The sequence below is a fragment of the Hydrogenophaga sp. genome, from assembly GCF_031426985.1.
Lineage (GTDB): Bacteria > Pseudomonadota > Gammaproteobacteria > Burkholderiales > Burkholderiaceae_C > Hydrogenophaga.
In genome coordinates this window covers 21,187-36,132 of record NZ_JASJOY010000059.1, presented here as the reverse complement: position 1 = coordinate 36,132, position 14,946 = coordinate 21,187, and the positions used below count along the sequence as shown (strand labels likewise).

Sequence of the window (14,946 nt, the reverse complement as noted above, 5' to 3'; positions counted from 1 at the left end):
CGGCGCCCGGATAATGCCGGCATGGCCGCCGTCTTCGACAAACCCTCCCTCTGGCAACGCGTCACCCCGATCTTCCAGGGCTTCGACGGGCTGCTGGCATTCGCCATCCTGCTGCTGGCCGCGGCCGGTCTGATGACCATGTATTCCGTGGGCTTCGACCACGGCAGCCGCTTTGCCGCCCACGGCCGCAACATGATGCTGGCCGCCGGCGTGCTGTTTGTGGTGGCCCAGGTGCCGCCCCAGCGGCTGATGGCGCTGGCCGTGCCCATGTACGCCGTGGGTGTGCTGCTGCTGCTGGCGGTGGCCCTGTTCGGGATCACCAAAAAAGGCTCCACGCGCTGGATCAACGTGGGCATCGTGATCCAGCCCAGCGAGCTGATGAAAGTGGCCATGCCGCTGATGCTGGCCTGGTGGTTCCAGCGCCGCGAGGGGCAGCTCAAGCCACTGGATTTCGTCGTCGCGGGCGTGCTGCTGGCGGTGCCGGCCGCGCTCATCCTCAAACAACCCGACCTGGGCACCACCCTGCTGGTGCTGGCCTCGGGGCTGGCGGTGATCTTTTTCGCCGGCCTGAGCTGGAAACTGATCGTGCCGCCGGTGCTCCTCGTTGCCATCGGCGTGGTGATCCTGATCGTGATGGAGCCCCAGTGGTGCCAGCCCGACGTGGACTGGCAGGTGCTGCGCGAGTACCAGCGCCAGCGCGTGTGCACCCTGCTCGACCCCTCCAAGGACCCGCTGGGCAAGGGGTTTCACATCATCCAGGGCATGATCGCCATCGGCTCCGGCGGCGTCTGGGGCAAGGGATTCATGCAAGGCACGCAGACCCACCTGGAATTCATCCCCGAGCGCACCACCGACTTCATCTACGCCGCCTTCTCCGAAGAGTTCGGGCTGGTCGGCACCCTGAGCCTGATGGCCGGCTTCATCTTCCTGATCGTGCGCGGCCTGGCGGTGGCGATGGAGGCGCCGACCCTGTTCGCCCGCCTCATGGCCGGCGCCATGACGCTCAACCTGTTCGTCTATGCCTTCGTCAACATGGGCATGGTCAGCGGCATCCTGCCCGTGGTGGGCGTGCCGCTGCCCTTCATCAGCTACGGCGGCACCGCCATGGTCACCCTGGGCGTGATGCTGGGCATCCTGATGTCCATCGCCAAGTCCAAACGGTTGATGCAATCATGACCTCTGACCCCCACGCTCCGCCGCTGCGCGGGTCGCTGCCCCGGGAGCGGGAAGGGACCCGGTCCTTGCCGGTTCCAGGGGCTGATCCGGCTGGGGGCGGCCCGGCGCCGGACCGCGACCCCCACGCTCCGCCGCTGCGTGGTTCGCAGCGGGTGGCCGTCATCGGTGCCGGCAACATGGGCGGCGCGATGGCGGCGCGCCTGTGCGAACAGGGCTGGCCGGTGGTGGTGTGCGACATCGATCCCCTGCGCCAGCAGCAGGCGCTGGCCGCCGGTGCCGAGCTGGCCGACAGCCCCGACACCGCGGCCCGGGCGCTCTCCGCCGATGGCGTGCTCATCGTCTGCGTGGTGGACGCGGCCCAGTCGCACGCCGTGCTGTTCGGCCCGGACGGCGCGGTCGCGGCGATGCGGCCCGGCCAGGCCGTGATGCTGTGCCCGACCATCGCCCCGCAGGACGCCGAGGCCCTGGCCGCCGCTCTGGCCGAGCGCGGCATCGGCTGCATCGACGCCCCCATGTCCGGCGGTCCGGTGCGGGCGCGCGACGGCTCCATGAGCCTGATGCTGGCCGCGCCGCAGGCGCTGCTGGCGCGCCATGCCGAGCTGCTGCAGGCCCTGTCGGGCCGGCGCTTCGTCATCAGCGAACGCGCGGGCGATGGTGCGCGCACCAAGCTGGTCAACAACTTGCTGGCCGGCATCAACCTGGTGGGGGCGGCCGAGGTCATGGCGCTGGCCGAGCGCCTGGGGCTGGACCTGCCCACCACGCTGGACGTGATCGAACAGTCCAGCGGCCAGAGCTGGATCGGCTCCGACCGCATGCGCCGCGCCATCGCGGGCGACTTCGAGCCGCGCGCCCACGTCACCCTGCTGGAAAAAGACACCCGGCTGGCGGTGCAGGCGGCGCAGGCGGCGGGCTTTGACGGCCCGCTGGGCGCCCGTGCGGCCGAGGCCTTTGCCCAGGCCCACGCCGCCGGCCTGGCCGACCGGGACGACGCGGCCCTGCTGCTCTGGCTGCGCCAGCGCGGCGGCTGACCGTTCGTCCGCAAGACCCCGCTGCCAGCGCGCGGGTGGGCGCGTTCTTACAATCGCCCCATGATTGCAAGCGAACCCACCCTGGCCCGGCTCTCCAGCGCACAGAGCCTGCTGCTCGACCCCTTCGGTCTCACGCCCGACCACCTGAAGAAGGCCCTGGCCGAGATCATGGTGCGCGGGGCCGACGATGCCGACCTCTATTTCCAGACCACGCGCAGCGAAGGCTGGAGCCTGGAAGAGGGCATCGTCAAGACCGGCAGCTTCAGCATCGACCAGGGCGTGGGCGTGCGCGCCGTCAGCGGCGAGAAGACGGCGTTCGCCTATTCCGACGACCTGTCCTGGGATTCGCTGCTGGACGCCGCCCGCACGGTGCGCAGCATCACCGGCCAGGGGCAGGACCGCAAGGTCAAAGCCGGCAAGGCCAAGGTGGCCAAGTCGCGTTCCCTCTACCCGGGGCTGGACCCGATCGGCACGCTGGACAGCACGGCCAAGGTGGCGCTGCTGGAAAAGGTGGAGAAGCTCGCCAAGGCCAAGGACCCGCGCGTGGTGCAGGTCATGGCCGGCCTGGCCGCCGAGCACGACGTGGTGCTGGTGGCCCGGGCCGACGGCACGATGGCCGCCGACGTGCGGCCGCTGGTGCGCCTGTCGGTGACGGTGATCGCCGAGCAGAGGGGCCGGCGCGAAGTCGGCTCGTCGGGCGGCGGTGGCCGTTTTGGCCTGGCACATTTTGACGACGCGCTGGTGCAGACCTATGTGGACGAGGCGGTGGACGCCGCCCTCACCAACCTGGACGCGCGCCCGGCGCCGGCCGGCGAGATGACCGTGGTGCTCGGCCCGGGCTGGCCCGGTGTGCTGCTGCACGAGGCCGTGGGCCATGGGCTTGAGGGCGACTTCAACCGCAAGGGCTCCAGCGCCTTCGCCGGCCGCATCGGCCAGCGCGTGGCGGCCAAGGGCGTGACGGTGCTCGACGACGGCACCATCGCCGACCGCCGCGGTTCGCTCAACGTCGACGACGAAGGCCACACCACGCAGAAGAACGTGCTGATCGAGGACGGCATCCTCAGGGGCTACATCCAGGACGCGATGAACGCGCGCCTGATGGGCGTCAAGCCCACCGGCAACGGCCGCCGCGAAAGCTACGCCCACGTGCCCATGCCACGCATGACCAACACCTACATGCTGGGCGGTGACCGGGCGCCCGAAGAAATCGTGGCCTCGATCAAAAAAGGCCTGTACGCCACCAACTTCGGCGGCGGCCAGGTCGACATCACCAGCGGCAAGTTCGTGTTCTCCGCCAGCCAGGCCTACTGGGTCGAGAACGGGAAGATCCAGTACCCGGTCAAAGGCGCCACGCTGGTGGGTAGCGGCCCCGAATCGCTCAAGAAGATCAGCATGATCGGCAACGACATGCGGCTGGACAGCGGCGTGGGCACCTGCGGCAAGGAAGGCCAGAGCGTGCCGGTGGGCGTGGGCCAGCCGACCCTGCGCATCGACGGCCTGACCGTCGGCGGCACGGCTTGAGCACCGTTCAGGGTTTGCCTGTAAGACGGCTGTCATAACGGCCGTGCTACATTCGCGACCTATGCAAACGCGTCCCGCCATCTTTTTTGGCTTTTACTTTTGGTTCTCGGTCCCCGGCGGACGAGAGGCAACGGTGTAAGCGCGCAAAGCAACCGAAACCCTCCCAAACCGCCGGGCCCACAGCCCGGCGGTTTTTTTTCACCTGTTCTTTTTCCAACCCTGCGAGGAGCCTTCGATGAACGCCAAGAACACGACCGCCAGCGATGCCTGGTATGCGCGGCCTGCCGACAAGACCAGCCAGACCGACGACCAGCGCATCAAGGACATCACCGTGCTCCCGCCCCCCGAACACCTCATCCGCTTCTTCCCCATCGCCGGCACGGCGGTGGAAGGCCTGATCAAGCAGACCCGCAGCCGCATCCACGACATCCTGCACGGCAAGGACGACCGCCTGCTGGTCGTGATCGGGCCTTGCTCGATCCACGACCCGGCCGCCGCGCTGGACTACGCCCGCCGCCTCAAGCCGCTGCGCGAGCGGTACGCCGACACGCTGGAGATCGTGATGCGGGTGTACTTCGAGAAGCCGCGAACCACGGTGGGCTGGAAGGGGCTGATCAACGACCCCTACATGGACGAGAGCTACCGCATCGACGAAGGCCTGCGCATCGCGCGCCAGCTGCTGATCGAGATCAACCGCCTGGGCCTGCCGGCGGGCAGCGAGTTCCTGGACGTGATTTCGCCCCAGTACATCGGCGACCTGATCGCCTGGGGCGCCATCGGCGCGCGCACCACCGAGAGCCAGGTGCACCGCGAACTGGCCTCGGGCCTGTCGGCACCGATCGGCTTCAAGAACGGCACCGACGGCAATATCCGCATCGCGACCGACGCGATTCAGGCCGCCGCGCGGGGCCACCACTTCCTGTCGGTGCACAAGAACGGCCAGGTCGCCATCGTGCAGACCAACGGCAACAAGGACTGCCACGTCATCCTGCGCGGCGGCAAGACGCCCAACTACGACGCCGTGCACGTGGCCGCCGCCGTCAAGGAACTGGAAGCCGCCAAGCTCACGCCGCGCCTGATGGTTGACTGCAGCCACGCCAACAGCAGCAAGCAGCACGAGAAGCAGCTGGACGTGGCACGCGACATCGGCCAGCAGATCGGCTCGGGCTCCAGGAGCGTGTTCGGCGTGATGATCGAAAGCCACATCGAAGCCGGGGCGCAGAAGTTCACCCCGGGCAAGGACGACGTGGGCCAGCTCGAATACGGCAAGAGCATCACCGACGCCTGCCTGGGCTGGGACGACTCGGTGCAGGCGCTGGACGTGCTGTCGCAGGCGGTGCGCTCGGCGCGCGCGCGCTGACGGTTTTGTCAAGCACCCGCGGCGCGCGGGCAAGCCAGTGCGGTGTGTGCACCACGCCGGTTTGGTGAACCTTCAGGCGCTTGGTATTCTGGGAAGGCGCCGCGCGGGCGGCGCGCCGGCTCCGATGTCTCCACCACCGTGGGTGGTGGCAGGGGCCTTGGGAGTCCAAGTGGAGCAACCGGTTTTGCGTCTGGGTTTGTTGGGGTTTTCAGCTGCCGACGGCGACCGTCTGCAACGCTGGGCGGCGCAGGCCCAGCCGGGCTGGCCCGAGTGGATTGCTGGCGACCCGCACATGGCCGATGCCTGGATGATCAACGGCGCGTCGGTCGACGTGCAGGGGCGTGATGGGGTGCTGATCCGCCACCCGCAGGGCAGCGGCGAGCGCCTGGCCCTGAACCGGGCCGAGGTCGATCGCCCGCTGGCCTTCGCCGAGCCCTTGCCCGAAGGCTTCGCTTCGGCCGAGTTCTTCCATGCGCACGACGAGGCCAGCGTGCGCCAGCGCCTGCAGCGTTTTGAAGCCTGGCTGCGGCCCCTGCGCAGCCAGTTTGCGCTGGGCGCACGCCTGGTCGAGCAATTGCGCCATTTCAAGGACGGCGTGGTGCATGTGTTGCACGAGAGCCGTTTGCTCGCCGTGATCGACCTGGACCGCTGGCAGACCGGCCTGTTCATTCCGGCCCGGCCGGTGGACGTGGCCATGGCCGAGTGGGTGCGCCGGCCGAACCTGGCCGCCGACATCCCGCCCTCGTTCATGCGCCTGCCGCTGCACCGCGTGCTGTGGACCTATACCGTGCGCACCCGCCGCGACCTGCTGCCCGGGCGCTACCGCGAACAGACCGTGCACCTGCGCCGTGTGCCGCGCCTGCCGCCGCGCTGGTTCGACGAAACGCACCTGTTGCTCATGCGCGAGCTGATGGCCCAGCCGGCGCGGCTGGACGAGTTGGCCGCGCGCACCGGGCAGCCGGTCGGCGTGCTGGCCCGCCACCTGGCCGCGCTCTACTACGCGGGCGGCGTGACCACCGATGCCGACAGCGCCCGCCGTGCCGCGGCCGACACGCGGCGGGCAATGCTCGGGTTGCAGTTCGATCAGACCGACCTGGCGCAGGACGCCCAGGCGCGCGAGGGCCGGCCCTCCGAGCAGGCCGCGCCCAGCAGTCTGTTGCGCGAGGTGCGGCATTCGCCCCTGCGCGCGGCGCAGAGCCCGGGTGCCGATCAGCCCCTGGTTTGATCTGGCTCGGGGTCCGGCCGGTGACGGCGCGGCACAATGGATGGCATCCAAGACCCCCACCCAGGAGCACCCGCCATGCGCAGCCAAGTGATTGTCAAATGGGCCGATCCGGCCGTGTACCGCTTTGACCTGGAAGAGGTTCAGCCCCTGCCGCACGACCAGGCCCGGGCCTGGCTGGACGAGCAGTTCACCGCCCTGCAGTGCGAGCCGATCCGCCTGACCGGCAAGGTGCTGACCGCCGACAAGGTGCTGTGTGTGGCGCAAGCCGCGGGCGAAGAGCGGTTCCGCGACGCGGCTCACAAAGACTGGGCCGTGGCCTACGCACGCGCCGCCAGCGCGGCGCTGGCCAAGCCGGTGGTCACCGTGGACCTGCTCACCCAGTCCGTCGGTTACTGAGCGGCTCAGCCCTGCAGCGCGCCGAGCAGGCGGCCGTGGATGCCGCCAAAGCCGCCGTTGCTCATGCACACGATGTGGTCGCCCGCCCGCGCGGCGGCCACCACCTGCTGCACCAGCGCATCGATGTTGCCCGCCACCAGGGCGCGGTCACCCATGGGGGCCAGCGCCTCGGCCGCATCCCAGTCCAGTCCACCCGAATGGCAGAACGCCAGGTCGGCGGCTTCCAGGCTCCACGGCAGTTGTGACTTCATGGTGCCCAGCTTCATGGTGTTGCTGCGCGGTTCGAACACGGCCAGGATGCGGCCGGCGTCGCCGCTGGCGCGCAGCTTGCGCTGCAGGCCGTCCAGCGTGGTGCGGATGGCCGTGGGGTGGTGGGCGAAGTCGTCGTAGACGGTGATGCCGCCGCCCGAACGGGCGACGCTGCCGCGCACTTCCATGCGGCGGCGCACGTTCTGGAAGCTGCCCAGCGCCCGCGCCGCGTCGGCAGGCGCCACGCCCACGTGTTCGGCTGCGGCGATGGCGGCCAGCGCGTTGAGCTGGTTGTGCACGCCGGTCAGCGCCCACTCCACGCGGGCCACCTTCTGGCCGCGCTGCAGCACATCAAACGCATCGGGTTCGCCGACGGCGCTGAAATCGCTCACGGCGGCGCCGAAGCTGCGCACCTCACTCCAGCAGCCGGCGTGCAGCACGCGGTCCAGGCTCTCTTCCAGTCCGTTCACCACCACGCGACCGGTGCCCGGCACGGTGCGCACCAGGTGGTGGAACTGGCGTTCGATGGCCTTGAGGTCGTCGAAGATGTCGGCGTGGTCGAACTCCAGGTTGTTCAGGATGGCCGTGCGCGGGCGGTAGTGCACGAACTTGCTGCGTTTGTCGAAGAAGGCGGTGTCGTACTCGTCAGCTTCAATGACGAAGAGTGGGTAGCGGAGCGGCTGTGCGCTCTGCTCCGTGCCCCCCGCCCGCTGTGCGGGCTCCTCCTTTACCGGCGCAGAGCGCACAGCGGCCCCACCACCCAGGCGCGCCGAGACGCCAAAGTTCATCGGCACCCCGCCGACCAGGAAGCCCGGGTTCAGTCCGTTGGCCTCCAGCACCCAGGCCAGCATCGAGGTGGTGGTGGTCTTGCCATGCGTACCCGCCACGGCCAGCACATGGCGGCCCTGCAGCACGTGTTCGGCCAGCCACTGGGGGCCGCTGGTGTAGGGCGCCCCGGCTTCCAGGATGGCTTCCATCAGCGGGAATTTCGGCGTGCCGTCGGGCAGCCGGGCGCGGCTGACCACGTTGCCCACCACGTACATGTCGGGCTGCAAGGCCATCTGGTCGGCGCCAAAACCTTCGATCAGCTCGATGCCGAGTGCGCGCAGCTGGTCGCTCATGGGGGGGTAGACGCCGGCGTCGCAGCCGGTCACGTGGTGGCCCGCCTCGCGGGCCAGGGCGGCCACGCCACCCATGAAAGTGCCACAGATGCCCAGGATATGTATATGCATGGCGGCGATTCTAGGGCGATGCCCTGGGGGGGCAGGGGCCAAGCCGGCCCGGTGTTCTGTAGGCGGCGCAGCGGTGCACAATCCGCGCATGGACGCCCACCCTTCGGACCTGACCCGTGAAATCGCCGCCGTGGCCGCCCGCTACGTGGTCGAGGACGGCATGGAATACGGCCCCGCCAAGCGCCAGGCTGGCCACCAGCTGGGCCTGTCGGCCAAGGCGCCGTGGCCGGACAACCTGGTCATGGAGGCGGCGGTGCGCGAGTACATCGCGGTGTTCTGCCCCGACACCCAGGCCACCGAACTGCAGGCCCTGCGCGAACAGGCGCTGGTCTGGATGGACCGGCTGCAGGACTTCCTGCCCCACCTGGGCGGCGCCGTCTGGCACGGGACCGCCACGCGCCACAGCGATATCCACCTGCACCTGTTCTGCGACGATCCCAAGGCCGCCGAGCTCAGCCTGCTCGACCACCGCGTGGACTACCAGCCCGGCAGCGCCACCGGCTGGCGCGGCGAGCCGGTGGACGCGCTGACCCTGCGCAGCCGCAACGCAGCGCTCGGGCAGTGGGTGCTGGTGCACCTGCTGGTGCACGACCACGACGGCTTGCGCGGTGCGCTCAAGCCCGACGCCCTGGGGCGCAAGCCACGGGGCGACGCCAAGGCCCTGCGCGCGCTGCTGGCGGCCGGGTCTCACTGAACCTTTTCCGTCTCCTCATGCAAAGAAGAACCCTTTGGACCGGCGCGCTGGCGCTGACCGCCTGTGCCGCGGGCGCTGGCGTGGCCTGGTGGCGCCTGCATCCGCGCCAGGCGCAGTCCCCCGCGCTGGCGGCCTTCTGGGCCAGTCGGTTCGATGGGCCCAACGGCGAGCCGGTGGCGATGGACCAGTTCAGGGGTCGTCCGCTGCTGGTGAATTTCTGGGCCACCTGGTGCCCGCCCTGTGTGGACGAGCTGCCCTTGCTCAACGCCTTCCATGCCCGGCACGCCACCCAGGGCTGGCAGGTGCTGGGGCTGGCGGTGGACCAGCCCGGTGCGGTGCGCCGCTTCATGCAGCAGCTGCCCCTGGTGTTTCCGGTCGGCATGGCGGGGCTGGCAGGCACCGAGCTCAGCCGCAGCCTGGGCAACCTGGGCGGCGGGCTGCCCTTCAGCGTGGTGTTCGACGCCGGCGGAGCGGTGGCGCACCAGAAGGTGGGCAAAGTCAGCGAGGCCGACCTGACCCAGTGGGCGCAGCTGGGGTGAGTCCGGCAATGGGCGGTATCTGAGCCGAAAATCGGGGTAGAGTGCGGCTTCTTTGCGTGCGACCACTCGTTGCGACTGGTCGTGGGGCCGGCGATGAGCGGCGGTCGGCCAGGTGGTTGACCGGATCGCCTTCGTGTACACTGCGCCACCCCGTCAGACGCGATGACTTTGTTTTGCTTGTATTTGCGCGAAGTTGTCTGGAATTGACAGAAATTCGTTGGAGAAAACCATGGACCTGAGAAAGCTGAAGACACTGATCGATCTGGTGTCCGAGTCGAATGTTTCCGAGCTGGAAATCACCGAAGCCGAAGGCAAGGTGCGCATCGTCAAGGGTTCGCCGGCCGGCATGGCCGCTCCTGTCACCTACGCCATGGCACCCGCCGTCGCCGCACCCATGGCCGCGCCTGCCGCGCCGGTGGCGGCGGTCGAAGCCGCTCCCGTTGCCGCCGAGCCGGTGGGCCACATCGTCAAGTCGCCCATGGTGGGCACCTTCTACCGCGCGTCCAGCCCGGGCGCCAAGCCCTTCAAGGACGTGGGCGACACGATCAAGGAAGGCGAAACGATCTGCATCGTCGAGGCCATGAAGATTCTCAACGAGATCGAAGCCGACAAGTCCGGCACCGTGACCCAGATCCTGGTGCAGAACGGCCAGGCGGTCGAGTACGGCCAGCCCCTGTTCGTCATCGAATAAGCGGCGGCTGCTCATGTTCAAGAAAATCCTGATCGCCAACCGCGGTGAGATCGCGCTGCGCATCCAGCGCGCCTGCCGCGAGCTGGGCATCAAGGCGGTGATGGTCTATTCCGAGGCCGACCGCGATGCCAAGTACATCCGCCTGGCCGACGAGGCGGTCTGCATCGGTCCGGCCCAGTCGGGCCAGAGCTACCTCAGCATGCCGGCCATCATCTCGGCCGCCGAGGTGACCGATGCCGAAGCCATCCACCCCGGTTACGGCTTCCTGTCGGAAAACGCCGACTTCGCCGAACGCGTGGAAAAGAGCGGCTTCACCTTCATCGGCCCGACGCCCGAATCCATCCGCCTGATGGGCGACAAGGTGTCGGCCAAGCAGGCCATGATCCGCGCGGGCGTGCCCTGCGTGCCGGGTTCCGAGGGGGCCTTGCCAGACGACCCGGTGGTGATCAAGCGCACCGCCAAAGCGGTCGGCTACCCGGTCATCATCAAGGCCGCCGGCGGTGGCGGCGGGCGCGGCATGCGCGTGGTGCACACCGAAGCGGCGCTGCTGCACGCGGTGCAGACCACCAAGGCGGAAGCGGGCGCGGCCTTCGGCAATCCCGAGGTGTACATGGAGAAGTTTCTCCAGAACCCGCGCCACGTCGAAATCCAGGTGATGGCCGACACGCACCGCAACGCGGTCTACCTGGGCGAGCGCGACTGCTCCATGCAGCGCCGCCACCAGAAGGTGATCGAGGAAGCGCCGGCGCCGGGCATCCCGCGCCGCCTGATCGAGAAGATCGGCGAGCGCTGTGCGGCCGCCTGCAAGAAGATCGGCTACCGCGGCGCGGGCACCTTCGAGTTCCTGTTCGAGAACGGCGAGTTCTATTTCATCGAGATGAACACCCGCGTGCAGGTGGAACACCCGGTGACCGAGTGGATCACCGGCGTGGACATCGTGCGCACCCAGATCGCCGTGGCTGCTGGCGAGAAGCTGCCGTTCACGCAGCGCCAGATCCAGCTCAAGGGCCACGCCATCGAGTGCCGGATCAACGCCGAAGACGCCTACAAGTTCACCCCGTCGCCCGGGCGCATCACCACCTGGCACATGCCCGGCGGGCCCGGTGTGCGCGTGGACTCGCACGCCTACACCAACTACTTCGTGCCGCCCAACTACGACAGCATGATCGGCAAGCTGATCGTGCATGGCGACACCCGAGAGCAGGCCCTGGCCCGCATGCGCACGGCGCTGGCCGAAGCGGTGGTCGAAGGCATCAAGACCAACATCCCGCTGCACCGCGAACTGATGGTGGACGCCAGCTTCGTGGCCGGTGGCACCAACATCCATTACCTCGAAGAGTGGTTGTCCCATCGTGAGCGCTGATGCCAATGCCCTGACCCAGCCGTCGGCTGGGTCTTTTTTCGAACTGGTGCTGCTGGTGGCCGAGGCCGCGGTCGAGCCGGTGAGCGATGCGCTGGATGCGCTGGATGCGCTGAGCGTCTCGGTGGAAGACGCCGACGCCCTGACGCCGGCCGAGCAGGCCCTGTTCGGCGAGCCCGGCATGCCTCCGCCCAAGGAGGGCTGGAACCGCTCGCGTGTGGTGGCCCTGTTCAGCACCGAAGCGGCGGCACGCGAGGCGGCCGATCTGCTGGCGCCGCAGGACTTCTTTGGCGATGGTCAGGTGCTCGGTGTGCGCGCCGTGGCCGAGCAGGACTGGGTGCGGCTGACGCAGTCGCAGTTCGAGCCGGTCGAGATCACGCCCACCTTCTGGATCGTGCCCAGCTGGCACGAGCCGCCCGCGGCCGCCCAGCAGGTGCTGCGGCTGGACCCGGGCCTGGCCTTCGGCACCGGCACCCACCCGACCACGCGCATGTGCCTGCGCTGGACCGCGCGCCATGGCGCGCAGGGCCAGCGGGTGCTGGACTACGGTTGCGGCTCGGGCATCCTGGCCATGGGCGCGGCCAAGTTCGGCGCGCGCGAGATCGTGGCGGTGGACATCGACCCGGCCGCCGTCGAATCGACCCGCCTGAACGCCGAGAACAACCACGTGCAGCTGCAGAGCGGCCTGCCCGATCTGGCGCGCGGCGAGTTCGACCTGGTGCTGGCCAACATCCTGGCCACGCCGCTGAAGGTGCTGGCGCCGCTGCTGTGCGCGCACGTCAAGGCCGGTGGCCAGCTGGTGCTGGCCGGCATCCTGGCGCGCCAGGCCGACGAGCTGATCGAGGCGTATGCGCCCTGGGTGCAGCTGTCCGTGAGCGACGAAGAGGACGGCTGGATCCTCATGACCGCACGGCGCGCCTGAGGCCTCGCCGCGCCCCGGGGCTCGTCGAGCCCCCTGCAATAATCGGCGCATGAGCTACACCACCCGCTGTCCGGCTTGCGGCACGACCTTCCGGGTCGTGCCCGACCAGCTGAAGATCTCCGACGGCTGGGTGCGCTGTGGTCACTGCGCCGACGTGTTCGACGCCACGCTGTACCTGCAGCCCTGGGTGCCACCACCGGCACCTGCGACGCCCAATCCGGTGTGGGCCGAAGCGCCGGCACCGTACCCCGAACAGCACCGAGAAACCCCGTTCGAGTCGGCGACGCCGCTTGGTCAATACGACGTCGCGCCCCAGTCGGATGCCGTCGTGGGCGCTGAAGCCTTGTCGCCGCAGCGTGCCGTTCCGACCTGGCCCGCGCCGGATGTGGTCGTCGATTCCGATGGGCTGTCGGTGTTGGGCGACACCTCGCCAGTCGATGTCGGGCGTGAGACGGACTGGACGCCAGAGCCCGAGATCCGTGCGCTCGCAGCAGATGCGCCGACCACCGAGGTGGACCGAGGGTGGCGGGACGGGGCCGAGGCCATGCCCGCTGCCGAGCCCCGAGGGGACGCGGGACCGAGCGACGCCTTCGAAACATCCGCGGTGATGAACGATCCGTCGGATGCGTCCTCGGCCGAGGAACAGACCTCCGACTTCCATGCCGAGCTGGCTCGTTTTGCCGAGGCCGCCGGCCGCGCCGTGCCCGAGACCGTGGAGACGCCGGTGGCGCCGGCCCAGGCGCCCGAGCCTTCTGTCGTGCAGGTGCCCGACGAGGTGGCGGCCGTGCAAGAGACCCCAGCCGAGCCCGGCTTCGTGCGCCAGGCCCGGCGCCAGGCCTTCTGGCGTTCACCGGCGGTGCGCGCGGCGCTGGCGTTGCTGGCCGTGCTGCTCGGTGGTTTGCTCGGAGCCCAGTGGGCGGTGCAGGAGCGCGACACCCTGGCGGCCCGCCATCCCGAATGGGCGCCGCTGCTGGCACAGCTGTGTGCACCCCTGGGTTGCGAAATGGGGCCTGTGCGCCGCATCGACGCCGTGGTCATCGACAGCTCGACCCTGGCACGCCGGCTGGGCAACTTCTATGCGTTCGACCTGGTCCTCAAGAACACGGCGCCCATCCCGGTGGCCGTGCCGGCGCTGGAGCTGAGCCTGACCGACACGCGCGACAGCGTGATCGCGCGGCGTGTTTTTCTGCAGAGCGAACTGCCCGGCGCGCCAACCCTGCTGCCCGCTCAGGGTTCGTTGCCGCTGAGCCTGCGCCTGTCCATCTCCGGCACCGGTGCCGTGTCCATGGCCGGTTACCGTGCCTTGGTTTTTTATCCCTGATCCTTCTTTTCTCCTGAACCATGTCCATCCTCATCTGCGGCTCGCTGGCCTTCGACACCATCATGACGTTTGAGGGCTGCTTCGCTGAGCAGATCCTGCCCAGCCAGCTGCACATCCTCAACGTGTCCTTCCTGGTGCCGGGGTTGCGGCGCGAGTTCGGCGGCTGCGCCGGCAACATCGCCTATGGCCTGCGCCAGCTGGGCTCGCCGGCCGTGCCGCTGGCCATGGTGGGCAACGACGCCACCGACTACCTGGAGCGCATGCGCGGCCTGGGGGTGGACACGCGTTTCGTCGGCACCACGGCAAACAACTACACCGCGCAGGCCATGATCATGACCGACCGCGACAACAACCAGATCACCGCCTTCCACCCCGGCGCGATGTCGCAGGCCCATGAGACGCCGGTGCCCACCCACGCCGGCATCCGCCTGGCCATCGTGTCGCCCGACGGGCGCGACGCCATGCTGCAGCACGCGCAGCAACTGCACGATGCGGGCATTCCCTTCGTGTTCGATCCGGGTCAGGGCCTGCCCATGTTCAATGGCGACGAGCTGCGGCGCTTCGTCGAGCTGGCCACCTGGGTGACCGTCAACGACTACGAGGGCAAGATGCTCAGCGACCGCACCGGGCTGGATTTTGATGCCATCGCCCAGCAGGTGCAGGGTCTGGTCATCACCCTGGGTGAACACGGTTGCGAAGTGTGGGAGCAAGGCCGCAAGACCCTGGTGGCGCCGGTCCAGGCCACCGAGGTGCTGGACCCCACGGGCTGCGGCGATGCCTTCCGGGCCGCCCTGCTGCACGGTCTGTCGCAGGGCTGGAGCCTGGCGCGCTGTGCCGAGCTGGGCAACCGCATCGGCGCCACCAAGATCGCCAGCCGAGGCGGGCAGAACTACCGGTTCAGCGTCTGATCCGGCGGCGGCCAGCCCACCGCGGTCGCCCATGAAAAAAGCCCGGTGCTTTCGCGCCGGGCTTTGTCACGTCATCCCAGGCTGGGAATCAGGGCTTGCTGGACGTCGGGAACGGCCAGGCCGCCTGAGGGTTCAGCTTGGTTTGCGCTGCAGGGGCCGCAGGGGCTGCCGGCTTCTTGGCCGGCTCAGCTTTTTTTGCGGGGGCTGCCTTTTTGACGGCGGCCTTGGGTGCAGCGGCCTTCTTCGGAGCGGCAGCCTTCTTTGCAGGAGCAGCGGCCTTCTTCGGAGCGGCAGCCTTCTTTGCAGGAGCAGCGGCCTTCTTCG

14 protein-coding genes and 1 pseudogene are annotated in these 14,946 nt (G+C 69.0%); 13 read left to right on the top strand and 2 right to left on the bottom strand.

Going from position 1 to position 14,946, the window contains the following annotated elements:
• The first annotated feature begins 21 nt into the window (after nt 1–21).
• The 6 genes from rodA to RMP09_RS08270 all read left to right on the top strand — a co-directional run bounded on the left by rodA (nt 22) and on the right by RMP09_RS08270 (nt 6,706).
• Complete coding sequence (rodA, locus tag RMP09_RS08295; protein WP_310565507.1) at nt 22–1,176, top strand: rod shape-determining protein RodA; 1,155 nt, start codon at nt 22–24, stop codon at nt 1,174–1,176.
• A 152-nt stretch (nt 1,177–1,328) separates the two neighbouring features.
• Nucleotides 1,329–2,204 carry an NAD(P)-dependent oxidoreductase gene (locus RMP09_RS08290; protein ID WP_310565506.1) on the top strand — a complete coding sequence of 292 codons (876 nt, stop codon included), beginning with the start codon at nt 1,329–1,331 and terminating at the stop codon, nt 2,202–2,204.
• A 60-nt stretch (nt 2,205–2,264) separates the two neighbouring features.
• A complete protein-coding gene (gene tldD, locus RMP09_RS08285; protein WP_310565505.1) occupies nt 2,265–3,725 on the top strand; it encodes a metalloprotease TldD in 1,461 nt (486 codons plus the stop codon).
• Nucleotides 3,726–3,960: 235 nt separating this feature from the next.
• Entirely contained in the window at nt 3,961–5,085 is a 1,125-nt protein-coding gene (locus RMP09_RS08280) for a 3-deoxy-7-phosphoheptulonate synthase (protein ID WP_310565504.1), read from the top strand.
• A gap of 169 nt (nt 5,086–5,254) precedes the next feature.
• Nucleotides 5,255–6,310: a hypothetical protein gene (locus RMP09_RS08275; RefSeq protein ID WP_310565503.1), complete on the top strand. Its 1,056-nt coding sequence runs from the start codon at nt 5,255–5,257 to the stop codon at nt 6,308–6,310.
• Between the two features lie 75 nt (nt 6,311–6,385).
• On the top strand, nt 6,386–6,706 hold the full coding sequence (locus tag RMP09_RS08270; protein ID WP_310565502.1) for a hypothetical protein: 321 nt from the start codon (nt 6,386–6,388) through the stop codon (nt 6,704–6,706).
• Nucleotides 6,707–6,711: 5 nt separating this feature from the next.
• Here the strand turns inward: RMP09_RS08270 and mpl are convergent, their stop codons facing one another.
• Entirely contained in the window at nt 6,712–8,187 is a 1,476-nt protein-coding gene (gene mpl, locus RMP09_RS08265; RefSeq protein ID WP_310565501.1) for a UDP-N-acetylmuramate:L-alanyl-gamma-D-glutamyl-meso-diaminopimelate ligase, read from the bottom strand.
• 88 nt (nt 8,188–8,275) lie between these two features.
• On the opposite strand from mpl, the gene RMP09_RS08260 reads away from it, so the two are divergent.
• The 7 genes from RMP09_RS08260 to RMP09_RS08230 all read left to right on the top strand — a co-directional run bounded on the left by RMP09_RS08260 (nt 8,276) and on the right by RMP09_RS08230 (nt 14,622).
• Nucleotides 8,276–8,881, top strand: a complete 606-nt coding sequence (locus RMP09_RS08260; protein ID WP_310565500.1) for a hypothetical protein — start codon at nt 8,276–8,278, stop codon at nt 8,879–8,881.
• A gap of 17 nt (nt 8,882–8,898) precedes the next feature.
• Nucleotides 8,899–9,420, top strand: a complete 522-nt coding sequence (locus RMP09_RS08255) for a TlpA disulfide reductase family protein (RefSeq protein WP_310565499.1) — start codon at nt 8,899–8,901, stop codon at nt 9,418–9,420.
• A 229-nt stretch (nt 9,421–9,649) separates the two neighbouring features.
• A complete protein-coding gene (accB, locus tag RMP09_RS08250; protein WP_310565498.1) occupies nt 9,650–10,111 on the top strand; it encodes an acetyl-CoA carboxylase biotin carboxyl carrier protein in 462 nt (153 codons plus the stop codon).
• Between the two features lie 13 nt (nt 10,112–10,124).
• Nucleotides 10,125–11,474 carry an acetyl-CoA carboxylase biotin carboxylase subunit gene (gene accC, locus RMP09_RS08245; RefSeq protein WP_310565497.1) on the top strand — a complete coding sequence of 450 codons (1,350 nt, stop codon included), beginning with the start codon at nt 10,125–10,127 and terminating at the stop codon, nt 11,472–11,474.
• Complete coding sequence (prmA, locus tag RMP09_RS08240; RefSeq protein ID WP_310565496.1) at nt 11,464–12,393, top strand: 50S ribosomal protein L11 methyltransferase; 930 nt, start codon at nt 11,464–11,466, stop codon at nt 12,391–12,393. Before accC ends, prmA begins: the two co-directional genes overlap by 11 nt.
• Before the next feature lie 49 nt (nt 12,394–12,442).
• Complete coding sequence (locus RMP09_RS08235; protein WP_310565495.1) at nt 12,443–13,714, top strand: DUF3426 domain-containing protein; 1,272 nt, start codon at nt 12,443–12,445, stop codon at nt 13,712–13,714.
• A gap of 20 nt (nt 13,715–13,734) precedes the next feature.
• The gene (locus tag RMP09_RS08230; RefSeq protein ID WP_310565494.1) at nt 13,735–14,622 is read left to right on the top strand and encodes a carbohydrate kinase family protein; all 888 of its coding nucleotides are present in this window, start codon (nt 13,735–13,737) and stop codon (nt 14,620–14,622) included.
• 88 nt (nt 14,623–14,710) lie between these two features.
• Here RMP09_RS08230 and RMP09_RS24065 read toward each other — a convergent pair.
• Nucleotides 14,711–14,946, bottom strand: a pseudogene (locus RMP09_RS24065) (histone); the annotation flags it as partial.

What these genes read in the sequence shown, in the direction of transcription:
- mpl (WP_310565501.1), bottom strand. Translation starts at nt 8,187, where the DNA reads ATGCATATACATATCCTGGGCATCTGTGGCACTTTCATGGGTGGCGTG.
- RMP09_RS08235 (WP_310565495.1), top strand. Translation starts at nt 12,443, where the DNA reads ATGAGCTACACCACCCGCTGTCCGGCTTGCGGCACGACCTTCCGGGTC.
- accB (WP_310565498.1), top strand. Translation starts at nt 9,650, where the DNA reads ATGGACCTGAGAAAGCTGAAGACACTGATCGATCTGGTGTCCGAGTCG.
- rodA (WP_310565507.1), top strand. Translation starts at nt 22, where the DNA reads ATGGCCGCCGTCTTCGACAAACCCTCCCTCTGGCAACGCGTCACCCCG.
- RMP09_RS08230 (WP_310565494.1), top strand. Translation starts at nt 13,735, where the DNA reads ATGTCCATCCTCATCTGCGGCTCGCTGGCCTTCGACACCATCATGACG.
- RMP09_RS08260 (WP_310565500.1), top strand. Translation starts at nt 8,276, where the DNA reads ATGGACGCCCACCCTTCGGACCTGACCCGTGAAATCGCCGCCGTGGCC.
- tldD (WP_310565505.1), top strand. Translation starts at nt 2,265, where the DNA reads ATGATTGCAAGCGAACCCACCCTGGCCCGGCTCTCCAGCGCACAGAGC.
- accC (WP_310565497.1), top strand. Translation starts at nt 10,125, where the DNA reads ATGTTCAAGAAAATCCTGATCGCCAACCGCGGTGAGATCGCGCTGCGC.
- RMP09_RS08255 (WP_310565499.1), top strand. Translation starts at nt 8,899, where the DNA reads ATGCAAAGAAGAACCCTTTGGACCGGCGCGCTGGCGCTGACCGCCTGT.
- RMP09_RS08280 (WP_310565504.1), top strand. Translation starts at nt 3,961, where the DNA reads ATGAACGCCAAGAACACGACCGCCAGCGATGCCTGGTATGCGCGGCCT.
- RMP09_RS08270 (WP_310565502.1), top strand. Translation starts at nt 6,386, where the DNA reads ATGCGCAGCCAAGTGATTGTCAAATGGGCCGATCCGGCCGTGTACCGC.